This is a genomic window from Chryseobacterium sp. LAM-KRS1 (assembly GCF_013184525.1).
GTDB classification, from domain to species: Bacteria; Bacteroidota; Bacteroidia; order Flavobacteriales; family Weeksellaceae; genus Chryseobacterium; species Chryseobacterium proteolyticum.
Genome location: NZ_JAAOIZ010000003.1, coordinates 502,394 through 521,786, shown reverse-complemented (window position 1 = coordinate 521,786; position 19,393 = coordinate 502,394). Strand labels below are relative to the sequence as shown.

Here is a 19,393-nt window from a genome sequence, read left to right as displayed (position 1 = left end):
GATAAATCTATATTTTGATTATAGTTGGTAAAACCTTAAAGATTAATTTTCCATCTATTGAGAAAATGGAGTATTCAAATTGATTGCTATTATTTTTATTACTGATTATAAAGCCGTCTCTATAAGAATTGACATATGCTTTTGTTTTCAATGCCTGATCTTCCGCAGGTGTATCTCCAGAAAGTATATTTTCACTAATATCTGCCACTTGTATACTTTTAATAGCTGAACTGGTTAGAGACGTTGTACTTCCACCGATGATATATAATTTATTATTATATACCTCCGCTGTAGCATGTCTTCTCGGAATCATATTGGAGGATAACTGATGGATTTTATTGGTTGTCGTGTCAAAATAGGCAATGAAATTTTGATAATTATAGCCCCCTACAATGAAAATTTTATTCCCGGATACAGCTAATGAATGTCCGGATATACCAACAGGCATCGTATATTGATCTACCCAACGATTAGTTTTAAGATCGTAAACATTGATCAGGCGGGATGGAGTGCCATTAAAACCGCCAATTACATACAGCTTATCATTAACAATTTTCCCCTTTGTTTCCCTGGCCGTAGGCATATTGGGTAATGAATTCCAGGTGTTTGAAGCAATATCATAATACTGGAATTTATTAGAAAATACAGTGGTTGCGGCTCCGTTTAATCCGCTGCCACCAAACACATATATTTTGCCATTATAGATTGCAGAACCTGAATTTCCTGTATAGGAACGATTGGTCGCACCCTTCGTAATGGTATTGGTGTCAAGATCTACAATTTCAAGGTGGCTATTTCCCCAACCGTTAAAAATATAAATTTTATTATTGTAAGTTTCTGAATTAGCAAATCTTTTAGGAAGTAGGGTAGAATTGAAAACACTCCATTTGTTATCGGTAATATTGTATTTCTCAATATACTTGGCATCGCTTGCTTTTTCCTGATACCCATTGCTCACATATATATGATCATTCACGATTACGCTGGCTGTAGCACCTCGGCCGACAGACATATTCGCAAGATTTTTAAATTGAAGCGTTTGGGCATGTGCTAGCAATGAGCCCAAAAATGAAAGGAATAATAATTTTGTTTTCAATGGTATCGGGTTTAGTGTTTGTTTTTATTTCTTTAAATGATTCGGGTTTATTTTCAGTACCGAACTTTAATAGAATATTCATGGTTTAAAGATAGGAAAAAGTTGAAGAGAATTTTCCAAAACTGCTTTTAGCCAGATGAAGGTCTTTTTATTTGTTTGATGAGTGTAATCGCCTTGCTGTTTTAATTTCAAATAATGCAAGGACTGAAATGATAACGATCTCAACGAAAAAATATAAGATTCCATAAATAGTTAAGAATGTACTCGAGTAAAGCGTTACAACAGTAAATAAACAATAAAGTAAATTAAATGATGCAAGAATAAACAAAAGAGGTTTCCAGAATTTTTTATTGACAAAGTTACAGACCATACTATAACAGCATATTAAAAACGCAATGATGGCCAAAGTGGTAATTTTGGAAGGATCAATTCCAAAAAAATGATGATAGTTCCGTACAACAAAAAACAATAATATTGTGGTTACTAATGCTCCGAAAGCATCTATAAGCAGAAGTAGTTTTGGATTTTTGATATTATTCATTTTGTGGTATATTTGAGTTGGAGATTGTTAACGTTTATAGCTCTGCTTTTTTGAACTTCATAAGTCTAGTGTAAGCGTAAAATATATCAAGTATGGCTGGTCAATATTGAAATAGTCTTGTACCGAAATTTTTATTTGTATAATTCTCTTTCAATAAAATTATTATTTTTCTTAAAACTCTCTTGTGCCCTTTGTTCTTTTCCTCTAATGAGATCTTGTTTTGTTAGCGGACTTCCATTGGCATCGGAAAATAATGTTTCTGACATTTCTGAAGAACTGTGCATAGTTTTTATATTCTTTGCAGGATCTTTTTTAAATTCGTTCCAGAGTTTATTGAATTTTTCATTGGTCAGAAAAATTTCTTTCCTGCTTGAATTTATCATTAAAGGTTCATAATTGAGTTTTTTGCTTCCAACCAGATTGAAAATATGATCTCCTTTATCGTCTCCAATACTTAAAATTAAGCCAGGAAGACCACAGAATTTATAAGGCCCATCTTGAATTTGAATGTCATTAGTGAACCAGGCCTCCCAATTTCTTCCTCCAAATGTCGTGGTTGCTTTTTGAACTTTAAAACCCTCTATATTTTTTGTTTCAGGAAAAATAGTCCAGTTGATTTTATTATTTTCTTTTAAAGCGATGTTATCGGCATTGATAGACGTATGATAAATCGTTTCCAAATTGGGGTAGTCTTTAGAAACACGAAAATTAACCTTTGCCTGTTTAATTTTTCTCAAATCAAAAACCATAGATTTCGAAGCTTTTCCTTTTTCAATTTCTGCTTTAAAAAGGGAATCTCTGGTGATGAGCAAAGCACTGTAGAAGTTTGAACCCTCTTTTGTAATGTCAAGATTCATGATTTCTTTTTGCACATTTTCTCTGTGTAAAGAATCCATTTTAAAAGAATATTCATAAGTAAATCTTTGATTTTGAGAAAATAATAAAGAAATGGTGAAAATAAAAATTAAAAGGATGGTGAGTTTTCTCATTTTTGATCGATTGTTTTATGTGTACTTTTTGTTGAAATTACGGCTGATACTCAAATTTACAATTTACAATGATATTACGTACAAAAAATGCTTTATAAAGAGTCAAGTGATTTGTATTGTAGTAAACTTATAGGTTTTTGGTTTTAATTGGCTGATTACTTTTTATTGTCAAGTGTAATTATCAGTTTATTTTTCTTTTGCTCTATGTTGATTATTTTTCCTTCTTTAAACCCAAGCTTCTCAAGCCATTTTCCCTTAAGTCTAATTTCGGGAATAGTTGTCAAACCATATGTCCTAATTTGATATTTAGTGTAAATTTTAAGCTTTCTTAGATTTGTCACTGTCGTATAATTATATGACAAATATAGATTAAAATTTCAAAATGTCAACTTTTTATATGACATTTTTGTCAACAAATTAGCTGACATTTGATTTGTGACTAGAGATACACTAAAAAAAGAACTTGGTAAACGAATAATCGAACTTCGTGAGCAAAAGGGCTGGAGCCAAGCAGACCTTGCTAGGGCTTGCAATAAAGATCGTCAGGCAATTGAAAAATTAGAAAATGGGAAAGTGAACCCTACACTTTTTACACTGCTTGAGGTTGCAAATGCCTTGGAAATTTCTTTATCTAGATTGGTTGATTTGTCCTAAAACCTAATTTTGTCAATAAAATGAAAGTTATAGTATCACCAAGATTAATTGCTTTAGAAACTAATCCTAAAATTGGTATACCTTTATTATTCCATTTTCTAAGAATGAATCTAAAACAACTTCATTAATATTAGTCATCAAATCTCTAAAGTTGTTGTCTTTGATAACTTTACTAATTTCAGTTTTCATTTATAATTGAGATAGTTAAAAATATTTTAGCTTGTTGCTTAGAATCTAATTACAATGATGGGAAAGAAAAGGCTCGTCTTCAAAGTTTTCAATTTAGGTAATAGTCCAATAAATGTATAGTATACTGTATCATAGAAATTATAAGAGTTTAGTTTCTATTTTTTGTATGTCAGAAATTAACTCTTCATTTATATATTCAAGAGGCCTTCCAAAAATATTAATAATTGAAGTCGCTTGCTTACTTTCTTCAAATGATAAATAATCTAAAAATATTTTAACAGTTTCAACTCTTGAACCCAAATTTCGAAATCCTTTTTGATCGGATAAAGGAAACGAACTTTTGATTTTCTCAAAATAATCTGGTGAAAAAATAGGAGTATCTTGCAAAATTAAATCGATATAATGAAATCTTTTGATTAGTTGTCTAAAATAATAATATCCCTTTGATGATATTGATAAATTGATGTTATTTTCTATACTACTTAATTCAATATCCGATAAAAAGTCATCAGATTCTAATAGGTCGAATTCAATTAATTTTTCTATTGAGGAAATAATAATATTAGTTCTATAACCCAAATCTTTAAAAAATGCGATAAAATCTTCCAACGATAAGTATTTATTAGCTATTCCTTTGGTTTCGTAAGTATCAAAAAATCTTTTTAATACAAAATAATTTAGAAAATGATCATTAGAATCTTTTGGAGGAATGAAAATATTATTAATAATACTATATTCAGAATTGTAGTATAGCTTATTCTGTAATCCCAATGATTTAATAAATTCATGAATAGGAATGACTTGTTTATTCTTTCGATCAGTTTCTTTATATACTTCTCGTAATATGTAGCTACTTACATCTGTATGACCAGAAGTTAAGAATTGCTTGAATACACGTAAACCTTCTCTAATATTCGGATAAGTTGTAAAACTCAAAAAGTCAATCAAATCACTATTACTATCTGAAAAAAGAGAGTCTTTCAATCCTGATAGAAATTCAATTACGGATTGGTTTGATATTTCAATCTTTAATCCTTTTCTTGTAAATGAAGATGTTGTTCCATCTAAACTATTTAAATGTTCTAATGTGTAATTGATTCTTTTCAATAGTACTTCAGAATACTTTGGTGCTGTTATATGGTAAACGTTTGATTCATAGGCGTCAAAGGGTGTTTTGTTTCTCCATTTATAATAATATCCTTCTCTTAATGAAAATATAACTCCACAATTAGAAGCTCTTGATAACGAATGAGAATATAAAAAAATCTTTTCTTGTATAGTAATAGGATATTGATCAGCATTATCAATAATTATAATCATTCTTTTCCTTCTGTCACGAATTAGATAATTATTTAGATATTCTAAATGTTTTGAATAATTGCCTAATCTTTCATTTAAAAAGTTTGCTAATAGAGGCTCATAAATTTCACTTTTGTCTTGAGCATATAACCATATACTTTCATTATTTTGCTTAATATCCTTTTGATAGATTCTTTTTAATGCTGTAAGCTTATGTAGTTCTAATGAAGAGTATTTTTCTATTAACCTTTCATAAATTTCTTTAGAAATATTTGAGGGTTCGAATGAATGATATGTCTCATAGAATTCACGGAAATCTATGTAAACGACTAAATGGTTCTCTTCAAATTCTTCGTCTTTTGTTTTAAATAAATGATTTATAAATGTAGTTTTTCCTGCCCCTTTAGTTCCTATAATAATTATTGGTTTTGGGGGGATTGAATTTTTAATACTTATTTGATCTGAGTTTATTTCATTAGAAATTTGATCTGCTATACTAGATGTATTTACTGCTTTGACTACATTTGTAATTTCAGGTACTCTATCTGCGAATAAACGTTCTATTTCATCTCTATTCTTTTTTGTTTCTTTATTTTCTACGAAACATTCTTTTATGAAATCACTATCATCTTCTATTTGAGATGAAAATATTTCACCAAAAAACCGGTCAATTAATGGAGAAATTTGTGCACTGAGATTATTTCTATCGATTTCTTTATCTCGATGAAGCAAAGTTGATAAAATGGATTTAGCTTCTATATCGATGGGTTGGTAATCAAATTTAAAACCACCATTGTTTATCAAAGCAAATTTAGAAATATTTTCATAAAACTCTATAAATCTATTTTCAATGTCTTCAATCCCATGAAATAATAAACAAATATTTTCTTTCCAATCTGTTCCATCAGAATTATAAAGTTTTCCAATGATGAATTGTTTTCCATTTGTTATAATTCCATATTGAAGACCTATATCCCCGCAATAGCTTCTAATTTGTGATATTACCTCAGCATTTTCTTTTAATAGTGATTTATATTTAGCCTTTTTATGACCAGACGGTAGTACAAACTCCTTATAAACTCTTTTTGCTTCTATTATAAAAGAAATAGAGGGGCAACTTATTCTATAATCAAAATATCCAGAATCTACATTACCTTCTCTTTTAATATCTTTTTCGTCCCATCCCATAATATTAATTAGATAATTATCTATTATTTTAGAACGTGTATCTGATTCGTTATGATCTTCACGAATAAATTGTTCTATGTCGGTTTTAGTATTTTCGAATTCACAAAATGCGTCATCTATTTGTTTCATTTCATTTCTTAATTTGATGTTTTAACCTAGTTATAGTTTTGTATGTAATATCCGAATTTACAAATTACACCAATATAATTAACATTATTATGTTGATTTTTAAATTGTATTGTTATTTTTTATAATAAAAATTTTCACGAAATTAAAATATTGAAATAGTTTTTTCTTACGGAAAACCATAATTTAAACAAAAAAACCGTTCTACAAAAGCAGAACGGTTTATATATTAAATTGTCTCAACGACACGTTGTTACATCATTCCCGGCATTCCGCCACCCATTGGCATAGCAGGTTCGTCTTTTTTCACTTCAGTGATTACGCACTCAGTTGTTAAAAGCATACCAGATACAGAAGCTGCATTTTCAAGGGCAACTCTTGTTACTTTCGTAGGGTCGATGATTCCTGCTTCAAGCATGTTTACATACTCGTCAGTTTTAGCATTGTATCCGAAGTCTCCGGAACCTTCTGCTACTTTAGCAACGATTACAGAACCTTCACCCCCTGCGTTAGCAACGATTTGTCTTAATGGTTCTTCGATCGCTCTTTTTACGATTTTGATCCCTGTAGTTTCGTCAGCGTTGATTCCTGAAAGGTTTTCTAAAGCAGAGATTGCTCTTACTAAAGCAACACCACCACCAGCAACGATACCTTCTTCAACAGCTGCTCTTGTAGCGTGAAGTGCATCATCAACTCTGTCTTTTTTCTCTTTCATTTCCACTTCAGAAGCTGCTCCTACGTAAAGTACAGCAACACCACCAGCTAACTTAGCTAATCTTTCCTGAAGTTTCTCTCTGTCGTAGTCAGAAGTAGTCGTTTCCATCTGAGCTTTGATCTGAGCTACTCTTCCTTTGATTTTCGCTTCGTCACCACCACCGTTTACGATTGTTGTGTTGTCTTTATCGATTGTTACTTTCTCAGCAGTTCCCAACATATCTAGAGAGATGTTTTCCATAGTGAAACCTTGCTCCTCAGAAATTACCTGACCACCTGTAAGGATCGCGATATCTTCTAACATTGCTTTTCTTCTGTCTCCGAATCCAGGAGCTTTTACAGCAGCAATTTTAAGAGAACCTCTTAGTTTGTTTACCACTAAAGTTGCTAAAGCTTCACCTTCCACTTCCTCAGAGATAATCAATAGAGACTTACCACCTTGTGCGATTGGCTCAAGAACAGGAAGCAATTCTTTCATTGAAGAGATTTTCTTCTCTACTAAAAGGATATATGGATTTTCTACTTCAGCTACCATTTTCTCAGGGTTAGTCACGAAGTAAGGAGACTGGTATCCTCTGTCGAACTGCATACCTTCTACAACATCTACCGTTGTATCGATACCTTTAGCTTCTTCTACAGTAATCACCCCTTCTTTACCTACTTTTCCGAAAGCTTCAGCGATCAAAGCACCGATAGTTTCGTCGTTGTTAGCAGATACAGAAGCAACCTGCTTCACTTTATCTGTAGAATCTCCCACTTCCTGAGACTGGGATTTTAGGTTTTCAACAACTGCAGTTACCGCTTTGTCGATCCCTCTTTTAAGATCCATTGGGTTAGCACCCGCAGCTACGTTCTTAAGACCTTCTCTTACGATAGCCTGTGCCAATACAGTAGCGGTAGTTGTACCATCTCCTGCAATATCATTAGTTTTGGAAGCTACTTCTTTTACCATTTGAGCTCCCATATTTTCTACCTTGTCTTCAAGTTCGATTTCTTTCGCTACAGAAACACCATCCTTCGTTACGTGTGGAGCACCGAAAGATTTTTCGATCACTACGTTTCTACCTTTTGGTCCTAAAGTTACCTTTACTGCATTTGCTAATGCATCAACCCCTCTTTTTAAAGCGTCTCTTGACTCGATATCGAATTTTATTTCTTTTGCCATTTTATTTAGATATTAGATGTTAGACGTCAGATGTTAGACGCCAAGCATTATTTGAAAATTATTTTTTATTCAGTTTTAAATCTGAAATCTGGTGTCTTATATCTGGAATCTTATCCGATAATTCCCAGTAAATCTCCTTCTTTTACGATTAAGTAATCTTTTCCTTCCAATTTTAATTCGGAACCTGAATATTTTCCATAAAGAACTTTGTCACCTACTTTCACAGTTGTAGGCTCATCTTTTTTTCCAGGACCTACCGCTACTACTGTACCTTCTTGTGGTTTTTCTTTTGCTGTGTCCGGAATAATAATACCTGAAGCTGTTTTAGTTTCTGCAGCGATGGGTTCGATCAAAACTCTGTCTGCTAATGGTTTAAAGTTTACTGACATAATATATCTGTTTTTTTAATTATTTCTGCTTTCAAATTCTCTAAATGTGTGCCAAATGAGGTTGGTACTTGTCAGGCGATGCTTCATGGTTAAAAATGGCAGAATTTTATTTTTGGTGTGAAATTTTGGCAGATTAAAAAAATAAAGCCGGAAAAATTCCGGCTTACTTTACTGATCAATTTATCAGACTAAGGACAATATTGTCCCGGTCCGATCCATAATGTACATTTTCCGTTTTCATCACGTTCGCAGCAAACAAGTCTTGCAGCTCCACCGTGGATGGTTTTCTGAGCATCTCTGCTTAATAATTTAGCATTTTTCATAAGTTAATATTTTGTTTTTCTGATGTTCCTGAACATTTATTGTCAATCAGGAGTTTTTTGACATGATCAAATATAAGCTTTTTATTCAATCAAAATGATGTTGTTTGTAGATAGTTTTTGGTGTTTTGTGTTTTGATAACCAGTGGATTATACTGTAAAGGGCAGCAGGGTTAATACTGTGCAAAAACAGGGATATTACTGTGGTATTTGGTGATGCATTCCTTCAACTTTGTGAGACCAAATATCATAAAAACTGAAACAATGGAAAAATTAAAAAAAATCTTTCGGGATGCTCCGGCTGATTCACCGGTTCCCCGGGAATTGCTATTGGAGTATGAGAATCCGCTTCCGACTAAAGAGCCGGATCGCAATTTATTTATTACGGATTCTGCCAAAAACTTCAGACTAACCGGAAAAAAAGACTCAGCAAAAATCTCAGTATCAAAGCTGAACCGGGAATTTTACCAGCTGGACCAGATTTCACCTTTTGACTGGGGTATTCCCGGTAAATCCGAAGAGATCATTACCGTAGAAAAGCTTCGTGCTACAATTAAAACTAAGAAAATAAAAGTGACCGAAGCTGAAGCTTTTGTGCCGGAAACTCATATACTGGGACTTCATCCTAAAGTGGTTTTTCCGAATACGAAGTCTGTGAAGAGAAACCGTTTGAACAGATTGGTTACGAAAAGTGCCAATCATGTAACTATTTTCGGAAATGATGACAGGGTAAATATTTATCCTAATACCTATCCGGAATGCTGTGTGTGCAGGGTAGAAGTATATACCAAATTAACCAGTACCTCATCATGGAATTATCAGGGCAGGGGAACCGGATTTATGGTAGGCAGAAAAATTCTAATGACCTCCGGACATATGAGACCTCAAAAACCTTATGCATCATGGATGATCAAAGTGATTCCTGCATATTATGATGGACGATCCATTTATGGAAATTCATTTTATACTTATGGAGAAAGCTATGTGGCTTACCAAAGTGACGTTGGAAATGATATGATGGTGGTGAAGCTGTATGATAATATCGGAGATACAACAGGTTATTTCGGGGCAAAAAGTTATAACGACGATTGGGAAGATATGAATGTGTGGACCATGACGGGATATCCTTATGATAAAGGAGAAAACCGACCTACCTATCAGAGCAGCATCAGTGTTGTGGATGATGATGACGGAGATGATGTAAAGCTTCCGGATGGAAATAGTGTGGATAGTACACAGATAGAAAGCTATGCAGACGAGGCAAGTGGTGCATCGGGATCACCGTTATATAGCTGGTTCACCAATGGACAGATGTATGCCATAGGTGTTCATCATGGTAATGAAACCGACTGGGAACTTTTCGGATCTGATCTTCATTCTGTGGCTTCAGGGGGAGATATGTTGCCGGCACTTGTGATCTGGGCAAGAAATAATTGGGGAAATTGAAAGGATCAGCTTAAAAAACAAAACACAACTAATATAAAAAACGCTTCATTTTTATGGGGCGTTTTTTTCTACGGGCTGATTTATTTTTGAGATAATGGCTCCGGAAACGGCAATACCGATAAAATTGGTTACTGACCTCGCCTCGTTCATGAAACGGTCTACACTATAAAGCAATGCAATATCATTCGCAGGGATCTTTCCAAACCTGTTCAAAGTAAAAATAAGAGCAAGAAAACCTGATCCCGGAACCCCGGAAGCTGTTTTAGATGTAACAGAAATGATAACAAAAAGCCATAAGTAATCATTGAGACTTAATGAGATATTATAAAACTGAATCAGAAAACAGCAGGCTACAGAAATATAAATGCAGGCACCTGCGAGGTTGAAATTGTACCCCAGGGGAATAATAAATCTTAAAATTTTTTTGCTGTATCCCTCAGATTCCATCTTGTCAAAAATGATAGGAAAAGCTGTTTTGGAAGAAGAAGTGGTTATAACCAAAATGATCTCTTCTTTAATGCTTACCAAAAATTTGAGCAAATTGAATTTAAAGATATAAGAAACCAGTCCTAAAACTCCGAAGATAAAAGCAATATCAGCAAGGTATACGGTTCCCACAACTTTGCTTAATGGCAGCAGGGTATTAATTCCATATACAGAAATACCGTAAGCAATGTTACAGAAAATGATAACCGGAAGAATGATATATAAATATTTAATAATATGATAAAAAATAACAAGTCCTTTATCAAGTATATTCAGAAAACTCTTTCGTCTTTTTGAAAGGTTCATGCATATGCCGATAATGATTGAAGCTATAAGGAAAATAGCGTACCTGTTGCGATACATGACAGAAGATAGGGAGGGATCATTGATTTCAAACCTACTGGGAAGAATTACTTTTGTTTTAACGATCTGAATTCCCGTATGGGAACCGGGCTGAATAGCAAGTCCAAAAATAAATCCTATGGTAATAGCCACAGAACTGATGATAAAAAAGTAGAGAATTGTTTGCCATACAATGCTCCCCGCATTTTTTATATCTGCCAGGTGACAGATCCCGTAAATAACTGCCATAAAAATAATAGGCAGGATGATAGACTCCAGAACCAAAAAAAAATACTGGCTGATTATCCCTAATTTACTGCTTATCTCGGGAAGGTATTGTCCTGTAAAAACACCACAGATAATAGCCACGAAAACATACAAAGAAAGATTCTTTAAATATCGGCTGGTGAATGTTTTTTTTGTATGGAAAAGATTCATTTGAGTTTTTTTTCGCTGGATAGACGGACAATTCAATATAAATATATATAAATTTTATATTATCCCAAGAAGCAAAGCTCCTAATAACATGATAATGGAAGATCCGATAGCCCATTTCAATGTGTATTTCAAATGATCAGAAAATTCCACACCGGCGAGAGAGACCAATAGGTAAGTTGACGGAACCAATGGGCTCAGAAGATGAGAAGCCTGTCCGACAAGACTCGCTCTTCCCAGAATATCAGGTGGGATTCCCAGTTGTTGTCCGGTTGCTGCAATAATGGGTAATATCCCGAAATAATAAGCATCATTGGTCAGGAAAAAGGTAAGGGGAACACTGAAGACAGCAGTAATAATATTTAAAGAGCCTGCCATGCTTTTCGGAACAATTTCTATCATACTATTTCCCATAGCCTGCATAATACCCGATCCATTGAGGATCCCAGTGAAAATCCCTGCTCCAAAGATCATTCCTGCCACAGATAATGCATTTCCTGCATGTTTGGACATGAGTTTCTGCTGGTCTTTTAATTTAGGGTAATTGATAACAGATGCTATGCAGAAAGCAATCATAAAAGCAATTCCCAAAGGAACAATATCTAAAATCATTACCGTTAGCAATACAATGGTAAGGGCAAGATTAATCCAGATCAGTTTAGGACGAAGAAGGGCCGGATCCGTTTCACCTGCGATATCACTATTGCTGTACTTTGTATATTTTCCATATTTTGCAATACGCTTTTTTTCTTTCAGTCCTAAAATATAAGCCACAAAGATTACCCAGCAAATACCAAGGACCATAATCGGAATCATGGGAACGAAAATCTCTGTGTGACCCAGTTTGAGGGAACTCATAACCCTTGCTGTGGGACCACCCCATGGAAGGATATTCATGATACCTCCTGCAAGCATTATGATACAGGTAAGGATCAGGGGATTCAGTCCCTGTTTTTTATATAGGGGAAGCATGGCTGCCACTACGATAATATAAGTAGAAGAGCCATCTCCATCCAGAGAAACTAATGTTGTAAGGATCGCTGTTCCGATGGTTGTTTTGATTGGGTTGTCTCCGACTGCTTTTAAAATAAGGTTAACTAAAGGTTGAAATAATCCTGTATCGATCATTAAACTAAAATAGAGAATTGCAAAAATCAGCATTACGCCTGTAAGTGCGATTTCTTTAACCCCATTTTTCATCATGTCACCCAGCTCATCGCCAAATCCTGCAATAAGAGCAATCACTACTGGAACAATTACCAAAGCAGTAAGTGGTGTCATTTTTTTATTCATGATAAGAACCATGAAAATAAAGATCATCAGAAACCCAAGAAATGTTAGCATAGCATTATATTAAATATTAAATTTTTTAAATTGAATGTCTGGTTATTTTTGTTTTTTTCTCCAATCAAAACTGTTTCTGAACCCTATGTATCCGTAATTACTGGTTCTGCCCGGAGATAACTGATTAATGAAAGCCAGTTCAATTGCCGAGTTTTTCCCTGTTTTTATTCCAAGCCCTGCGGTGATACGGTTACTGTCGAAAGGGTCTTCCTTTTTGATGTTCATCCTTATCTCATTTTTTAGAATTCCATACAGCCTTTCTTTTTCACCCTTTCTGTTGAAAGGGATTCTCATAGAGATGAGATACCGGACCCTTAATACAAATTCGTCAGGATTATTCAGGAAACGCTCTTCTACACGGAATCTGCTGGAAACGGAAGATCTGCCGATATCATGGTCCAGGGTTACCTGTTGAAAGGCTCTTTTCTCATAGCGGGTCTTTTTCTGATCTTCTGTCTGGTAGGAATCCAAAATGAGAAACATACCCCCTAAGGCAGGTCTTACTCCTTTGGTTACTTCATAATCCATATATGCATTGACAAGGAAGAGTCTTTTGTCGTAAGCCAGGTCAAAAGAACGGTATTGTGTAAGGGCCGTTAAAGTACTTTTGTCAGACACCTTTGCAGTCATGATATATTGGAACCACATATTGTAGGTATCAGTGCTTTGACCTTGATAAAAATGATGAAGCACTAATAAAAAAATAAAAATTAATTTTCTCTTAATTTTCATATAATATTGGGTTAATATTGTTACTTCTCAAATATATTTATTCGATTTACCGGGTTTTTAATTTTTCAATCAATGACCTATTTTATCAGCGAACTGCATTTTCTGTTAAAAAACATCTTATATTTGAGAACCCAAGAAATCACGTTTTTAGAATGTTTTTAATTGTAAATATTATACTTATACTGTTGTTTTTCAGGGTTTTATTTAGTGATAAGATTCTGAAAAAACTGATGGAATACCGTTGGGGTTTTCTTTTGAGGTTTCAGCATGTTTTCTTCTTTTTTGTCTTTATTTTAATCACTTTTTTTACGGAAAATTACTTTCTTGATACCCCGGAGCTTATTTGGAGTGTTTTATCTGTAATGATTTTTAATATTGGGATTTATTATCTGGTGTATTATTATCTGGTTCCTCACTTTTACCTATCGAATAAATATCCGGAGTTTATCCTGTATGCCTTGATCTGTTTTTTGATGTCAAGTCTTTTCAGGATTTTGTTACAGCCTACCATTTTTAAAATGAATTTTAGTGAAACTCTTTCCAACACCAACTTCCTTTTTAATGTATATACGGCGCAGGGAATTGTGATTCTTGTTGCCTCCTTTTTAGGGATTACAAAAGATAAATTCCTTATAGAGCAGAATGTTGTGGATCTTGGGGAACAAAAAGAACAGCTTTACTTTGATCTTTTAAAATCAAAGATGAATCCTCATTTCTTATTGAATACTTTAAATAATATATATGCGAACAGTTTTATCCCATCGGGAAAAACTTCAGATTCCATCCTGCAGCTCAGTAAGCTCCTTCAATATATTATCTATGACAGCGGAAAAGAAAGGATTAGTCTGGCCCAGGAATTTTCGTCGATTCATTCTCTTACCATGTTGTACCAGTTGAAATATGATAACCAACTGAATATAGATTTTGATATCCGGAATGAGGAAACACTGGAATTAATTGAAATTCCACCTTCCGTTTTTTTGACTTTCTTTGAAAATGCTTTGAAACATTCAGGAATCGGTCTGGATCTCAATAGCTTCATAAAAGTTGTATATGCTATTAACGACCGTGATTTGTTCTTCGAAATTATAAACTCTGTTCCGGAAAAAAAAGCTTTGGGAGAAACCGGATATTACGGGTTGGGAAATGAAGCAATCACCCAGATACTGGAAAAATACTATCCGGGAAAATATACTCTTTCCTCAGAAATGATTGAAAATAACAGATACAAAACAACTTTAAAAATTGATCTGAATGGCTAATCTTTCCGTGATTAATGTGGATGATGAATATCCTGCGTTGCAACTTGTCCGGCAATATTGTGATCAAATAGAAGGTGTAGATCTCCAAAGCTCTTTTCAGGAACCAGAGAAGGCATTGGAATATTTAAAAGAGAATGTGGTGGATCTTGTTATTTTTGATATTAATATGCCGGGTATTAATGGAGTAGAGCTACTGCAACAGCTTCCTTATAAACCTCTCTGTATTTTTATGACCCTGGAGACCCAACATGCGGTAAAAGCTTTTGAGCTTGATGTTGTGCATTATCTTGTAAAGCCTGTAGATTTTGAAACCTTCAGGAAAGCCATCAACAAAGCCAAAGATTTTTTACAGTTTAAAAATTCTGCAGAACACTCAGAAAAAGAAGATTTCATCATGTTTAAATCCAATTATATCATGAATAAGGTTTTTCTTAAAGATATTCTTTGGGTACAGGGATTTGGGGAGTATATTATTTTAGTAACCTCTTTGAAAAAATATATGATCCTCGACAGGATGTCAAATTTTGAAGAAAAATTTCAGGCTTTTGGATTTATCAGAGTGCATAAATCTTATATCATATTGGCTTCTCATATTGAATCTTATGATGTGAAAAGCGTCTACCTTAAAAGTGGAGATAAAATTCCTCTGGGAAGAACTTATAAAAAGATACTGAAAGAGCATTTGGGAAAATAAAAAAAACCGCTTTAAAAGCGGTTTTTTTTATTTTCCTGCGGCCTGCATTGGATTCACTTTTCCATTGGCACCGCCTCTTACTGCCCCTTCATGTTTTTGTTTGAATACCTGGAATCTGGAAGTCTCAGACGTACTACCATCATTGCTCCAGAAATTATTTGAAGTGTCAATATCTGCTGTTTCACGCATTGGGTCCAGCTGAATAGAATTTAATTTTTTCTCAAAATAATAAGTCTTTGTGGCCTTTTGTTCGTTGAGCCTCCAGATCTGAGCGGAAGATTTATCGTATAATTTCGTTCCATCTTCAAAAGTAAATTCCAGAATGATTGGCATTACCAGTCCTCCTTTGTTTAAGAAGTCAATTTGATAAGCTTGAATGTTTTTGAACTTTTCTTTTTGCTGTTTATCAAGAGCCATATCATTGTCGTGTGTAAGGGAATATTCTTTATTCTGATCCACTTTTTCCTGGCCACGATCGTAACGATAGTAGAAATCCTGAGCTTCTTTATCCTTGTCTACATAGAACGTAATATTTTTATCTTCTCTGTTTCTGATTTTGGAAAGGTCTTCAAAATCATTAACAAGAGCTTTGTCGACTTTGTACTTTACTTCTTTAGGTGCAGGTACGGCATCTAAATCGGGAGTGGCAATGGTTACCTTATCAATAGCTATGTCAACAGGATCTGTGCCGTAAAACCATCCTCTCCAGAACCAATCCAGATCTTCTCCGCTTGCATCCTCCATTGTTCTGAAGAAATCGGCAGGTTCCGGGTGTTTAAAAGCCCATCTTTTTGCATATGTTTTATAGGCCTTATCAAAAAGTTCTCTGCCCATAATGGTTTCACGAAGGATATTCAGGCCAGTTGCCGGTTTTGAGTAGGCATTAGGGCCAAACTGAACAATGTTTTCAGAGTTACTCATAATAGGCTCCAGCTGATCTTTTGGTAATTTCATGTAATCCACAATAGTCCACGCTGGTCCACGTTTTGAAGGGAACTTGTTATCCCATCTTTCTTCCGTAAGATATTCTGTAAAGGTGTTTAATCCTTCGTCCATCCAGGTCCACTGTCTTTCATCGGAGTTAATGATCATGGGAAAGAAATTGTGTCCTACCTCATGGATGATTACTCCGATCATACCATTTTTTGTTCCTTCTGAGTAAGTTCCATCTTTCTCAGTTCTTCCAAAATTGAAACAGATCATAGGATATTCCATACCATTTGCCGCTTCTACAGACTGAGCAACCGGATAAGGGTAGGGAATAGTGAATTCCGAATAAGTTTTTATTGTGTGTGCAACAGCTTTTGTAGAGAATTTTCTGTAAAGTCCGTAAGCCTCTTTTCCATAGAAGCTCATAGCCATTACCTTATTATTGTTTTCCGGTATTACCACGCCCATTCCATCCCAGATGAACTTTCGGGATGACGTCCATGCGAAATCCCTTACATTATTGGCTTCAAAAACCCAGGTTTTTCTTTGTTTCGATCTGTTTTTTTCTGCTTTCTTCGCTTCATCGAGCGTTACAATTTCTACAGGCTCTGATGAGCTTTGGGCTTTTCTATATCGGGATAGTTGGTCTGAAGATAATACCTGTTCATAATTCTTACACTCTCCGGTACCTCCTACAACATGATCTGCAGGAACATTCATTGAAACTTTAAAATTTCCAAAGGCCAGGGCGAATTCTCCTCTTCCTGTAAACTGGTGATTCTGCCATCCATGAAAATCACTGTACACACACATCCTTGGATACCATTGTGTCATTGTGTACAAATCATTTCCATCTTCAGGAAAGTTTTCATAACCACCACGGCCCCCCATTTTAATTCTGTTGGTGATATTGTAATTCCAGTCTATTTTTAACGTGAATTTTTCTCCTTTTTTCAGGATTTTAGGCAAATCAATACGCATCATGGTTTTGTTTACAGTATACCGTAATGCATTACCGGTTTCGTCGGTTACTTTTTCCAGATGAACGCCGTAACCATTGTCCTTTTCCGGAAGTTCCGTTATCTTTAACTTCTGGTCATTTATGGTTTTAGGAAGGGTTGTAGAAGTAGGATAATTGGCTTTGTTGATACTTGATGCCTCGTTCTCGTCCAATTGTAACCATATATAATCTAAGTCGTCAGGAGAATTGTTATAATAAGTAATCGTTTCGGATCCCTTCAGGTTTCTTTTGTCCTCGTCCAGATAGGCGGAAATATTATAATCTGCTCTGTTTTGCCAGTAACCATGTCCCGGAGATCCGGAAGCAGTTCTATAAATATTTGGAGTAGGTAAAATGGTTCCTAATTGTTCAAACTTATTTCCGTGATTACTTCCCGGGTTATTTTGAATATTTTGGGCTGCTAAACCTGCAAATGTGAATACAGAAAGTAGGGTTACTTTTAGTCTCATGACCGAAATGATTTAATAATTTTCAAATATAACAATAAGTAGTTGAAAAAATATCAATCAATAAGTCTTAAAATGGAATTCTTTCTATTGTCATTTTTAATGCCAGGGCAAAAACACCGGACGATATAAAGAGTATCCAGTCTTTTCTATTAATTTTGAATAATGTTAATGCAATAAACAGCAGGATTAAAATAGCACAAACAATTACAATCTGTCCTACTTCCAAACCAATATTAAATCCCAAAAGAGGAATCGCAATACTCTGGCTTTTTGCAATCATCACTCTTGCCGTATTGGCAAATCCCATTCCGTGAATAAGTCCGAAAAATAAAGCCAGGTAATAATTTGTTTTGTCCAGAGCCTGCTTTTTATTCTTCATAATAATATTACCTAATGCTGTAAGGACTATTGTTAGCGGAATTAAAAACTCTACCCAATTTGAAGGCACTCTTACTATATCAAGGATACTTAATGCTAATGTTATGGAATGACCTATTGTGAATGCTGTCACCAGGATTAGAATTTTCTTGAGATCCTTGTATGAATAAACCGCAATTAAAGCTAAAACAAAAAGTTGGTGATCAAGCGCATCTAAAGAAATGATATGTTCCCAACCAAGTTTTAAATAGAATAAAAAATCTTGCATGGTATAATGTACTGTAAAACGTACGAAAATAATGATTAATTTCGAAAAATAATTAAGTCTGTTTTTATGAAAGGTTTGTGGATACTGTTTATTCCTCTTGTTTTTTTGTATTCTTTTACTATTATAAAGCATCCCTATCATGTAGGTTCCGTTGAAATCAATTATAATACAAAATCAAAGACATTCGAGGTTACCGGGCGTTTTTTTCTGGATGATCTGGAAAATGCCCTAGGTAAAAAATACAACAAGTCTTTCCACTTTAATGATCCGAAGTATAAGGTTCAGTTGGATGACGCTTTAAAAAATTATAGTGCAGAATATCTGAAACTAAAGTCCGACGGTAAGTTCTTAAGGGTAAATTATCTGGGATATGAAGAGGATAATGAGTCTGTGAATATTTTTTTGGAAACGGAATCTGTTAATATGCCTAAGAAAGTTGAAGCTGCAGTTAGTTTTTTGTATAATCTGTTTGATGATCAGATCAACATTGTCCATATTATTTTGAATGGGAAAAGGAAAAGTGAAAAATTATCCTATCCCAATCGATATCTGTATCAACAGTTCCAATAATAATGTATTTAATACGCTTTCAAGTATATATGTAATTGTACATGTGTATTTTTTCTAATAATATTCTTTTTTGATGAAAATTAATACACCATTGCGTGATAAATATTAAATTTATATATTTGAGAAAATATTTAAAATAAAGGATTTTATTTTTTTTAACATTTATTTTAGATATTTAAAGGTCTTAAATATTTGCAAATTAAGGATTTTCTAAATTTTGTTAAATCTATTAATAGTGACTAATTAATATTATTAATATTTTTTAATATTTGATCTTTATGTGTGTTTATTAAATAATTTTTTTTATATTTGATAGGGTTTAGATATGTTAATTTTTTATAAAATTATATATATTATATATTTTGT

At 33.9% G+C, this 19,393-nt stretch carries 18 protein-coding genes; 5 read left to right on the top strand and 13 right to left on the bottom strand.

The window, feature by feature from the left end:
• Positions 1 to 7: 7 nt before the first annotated feature.
• From G9C87_RS09790 to G9C87_RS09775, 4 genes are all read right to left on the bottom strand, one after another.
• On the bottom strand, positions 8 to 1,096 hold the full coding sequence (locus G9C87_RS09790) for a Kelch repeat-containing protein (RefSeq protein WP_172280547.1): 1,089 nt from the start codon (positions 1,094 to 1,096) through the stop codon (positions 8 to 10).
• A 148-nt stretch (positions 1,097 to 1,244) separates the two neighbouring features.
• On the bottom strand, positions 1,245 to 1,637 hold the full coding sequence (locus G9C87_RS09785) for a hypothetical protein (RefSeq protein ID WP_172280545.1): 393 nt from the start codon (positions 1,635 to 1,637) through the stop codon (positions 1,245 to 1,247).
• Between the two features lie 131 nt (positions 1,638 to 1,768).
• On the bottom strand, positions 1,769 to 2,626 hold the full coding sequence (locus G9C87_RS09780; RefSeq protein ID WP_172280544.1) for a GLPGLI family protein: 858 nt from the start codon (positions 2,624 to 2,626) through the stop codon (positions 1,769 to 1,771).
• Between the two features lie 155 nt (positions 2,627 to 2,781).
• Positions 2,782 to 2,967 carry a SymE family type I addiction module toxin gene (locus G9C87_RS09775; protein ID WP_172280542.1) on the bottom strand — a complete coding sequence of 62 codons (186 nt, stop codon included), beginning with the start codon at positions 2,965 to 2,967 and terminating at the stop codon, positions 2,782 to 2,784.
• Between the two features lie 94 nt (positions 2,968 to 3,061).
• Between G9C87_RS09775 and G9C87_RS09770 the strand changes: the two genes are divergently transcribed.
• Positions 3,062 to 3,280, top strand: coding sequence for a helix-turn-helix domain-containing protein (locus tag G9C87_RS09770; RefSeq protein ID WP_172280540.1), 219 nt, complete (start codon positions 3,062 to 3,064; stop codon positions 3,278 to 3,280).
• 327 nt (positions 3,281 to 3,607) lie between these two features.
• On the opposite strand, the gene G9C87_RS09765 is transcribed toward G9C87_RS09770, so the two are convergent.
• The 4 genes from G9C87_RS09765 to G9C87_RS20885 form a co-directional block, all read right to left on the bottom strand.
• Positions 3,608 to 6,085, bottom strand: coding sequence for an AAA family ATPase (locus tag G9C87_RS09765; RefSeq protein WP_172280538.1), 2,478 nt, complete (start codon positions 6,083 to 6,085; stop codon positions 3,608 to 3,610).
• Positions 6,086 to 6,335: 250 nt separating this feature from the next.
• Positions 6,336 to 7,961, bottom strand: coding sequence for a chaperonin GroEL (groL, locus tag G9C87_RS09760; RefSeq protein ID WP_172280536.1), 1,626 nt, complete (start codon positions 7,959 to 7,961; stop codon positions 6,336 to 6,338).
• Between the two features lie 110 nt (positions 7,962 to 8,071).
• Complete coding sequence (gene groES, locus G9C87_RS09755; protein WP_029295711.1) at positions 8,072 to 8,350, bottom strand: co-chaperone GroES; 279 nt, start codon at positions 8,348 to 8,350, stop codon at positions 8,072 to 8,074.
• Positions 8,351 to 8,538: 188 nt separating this feature from the next.
• On the bottom strand, positions 8,539 to 8,673 hold the full coding sequence (locus tag G9C87_RS20885) for a hypothetical protein (RefSeq protein WP_262888827.1): 135 nt from the start codon (positions 8,671 to 8,673) through the stop codon (positions 8,539 to 8,541).
• Positions 8,674 to 8,934: 261 nt separating this feature from the next.
• Here G9C87_RS20885 and G9C87_RS09750 point away from each other — a divergent pair, with 261 nt between their 5' ends.
• Positions 8,935 to 10,116 (top strand): trypsin-like serine peptidase, encoded by a 1,182-nt coding sequence (locus tag G9C87_RS09750; RefSeq protein ID WP_172280534.1) that lies wholly within the window; start codon positions 8,935 to 8,937, stop codon positions 10,114 to 10,116.
• A 51-nt stretch (positions 10,117 to 10,167) separates the two neighbouring features.
• On the opposite strand, the gene G9C87_RS09745 is transcribed toward G9C87_RS09750, so the two are convergent.
• From G9C87_RS09745 to G9C87_RS09735, 3 genes are read right to left on the bottom strand one after another with little or no spacing between them, the layout of a single operon-like run.
• On the bottom strand, positions 10,168 to 11,382 hold the full coding sequence (locus G9C87_RS09745; protein WP_172280532.1) for a cation:dicarboxylate symporter family transporter: 1,215 nt from the start codon (positions 11,380 to 11,382) through the stop codon (positions 10,168 to 10,170).
• 54 nt (positions 11,383 to 11,436) lie between these two features.
• A complete protein-coding gene (locus G9C87_RS09740) occupies positions 11,437 to 12,723 on the bottom strand; it encodes a CitMHS family transporter (RefSeq protein WP_172280530.1) in 1,287 nt (428 codons plus the stop codon).
• Between the two features lie 42 nt (positions 12,724 to 12,765).
• A complete protein-coding gene (locus tag G9C87_RS09735) occupies positions 12,766 to 13,455 on the bottom strand; it encodes a DUF2490 domain-containing protein (protein WP_172280528.1) in 690 nt (229 codons plus the stop codon).
• Positions 13,456 to 13,607: 152 nt separating this feature from the next.
• On the opposite strand from G9C87_RS09735, the gene G9C87_RS09730 reads away from it, so the two are divergent.
• Together G9C87_RS09730 and G9C87_RS09725 are read left to right on the top strand one after the other, a co-directional pair.
• A complete protein-coding gene (locus tag G9C87_RS09730) occupies positions 13,608 to 14,717 on the top strand; it encodes a sensor histidine kinase (RefSeq protein ID WP_228456994.1) in 1,110 nt (369 codons plus the stop codon).
• Positions 14,710 to 15,411, top strand: a complete 702-nt coding sequence (locus tag G9C87_RS09725; protein ID WP_172280526.1) for a LytR/AlgR family response regulator transcription factor — start codon at positions 14,710 to 14,712, stop codon at positions 15,409 to 15,411. The genes G9C87_RS09730 and G9C87_RS09725 overlap by 8 nt, the downstream gene beginning before the upstream one ends.
• A 27-nt stretch (positions 15,412 to 15,438) precedes the next feature.
• Here G9C87_RS09725 and G9C87_RS09720 read toward each other — a convergent pair whose 3' ends face one another.
• A complete protein-coding gene (locus G9C87_RS09720; RefSeq protein ID WP_172280524.1) occupies positions 15,439 to 17,811 on the bottom strand; it encodes a M1 family metallopeptidase in 2,373 nt (790 codons plus the stop codon).
• Positions 17,812 to 17,878: 67 nt separating this feature from the next.
• A complete protein-coding gene (locus tag G9C87_RS09715) occupies positions 17,879 to 18,457 on the bottom strand; it encodes a HupE/UreJ family protein (RefSeq protein ID WP_172280522.1) in 579 nt (192 codons plus the stop codon).
• 66 nt (positions 18,458 to 18,523) lie between these two features.
• Between G9C87_RS09715 and G9C87_RS09710 the strand changes: the two genes are divergently transcribed.
• Positions 18,524 to 19,027 carry a DUF6702 family protein gene (locus tag G9C87_RS09710; RefSeq protein WP_172280521.1) on the top strand — a complete coding sequence of 168 codons (504 nt, stop codon included), beginning with the start codon at positions 18,524 to 18,526 and terminating at the stop codon, positions 19,025 to 19,027.
• Positions 19,028 to 19,393 lie beyond the last annotated feature (366 nt).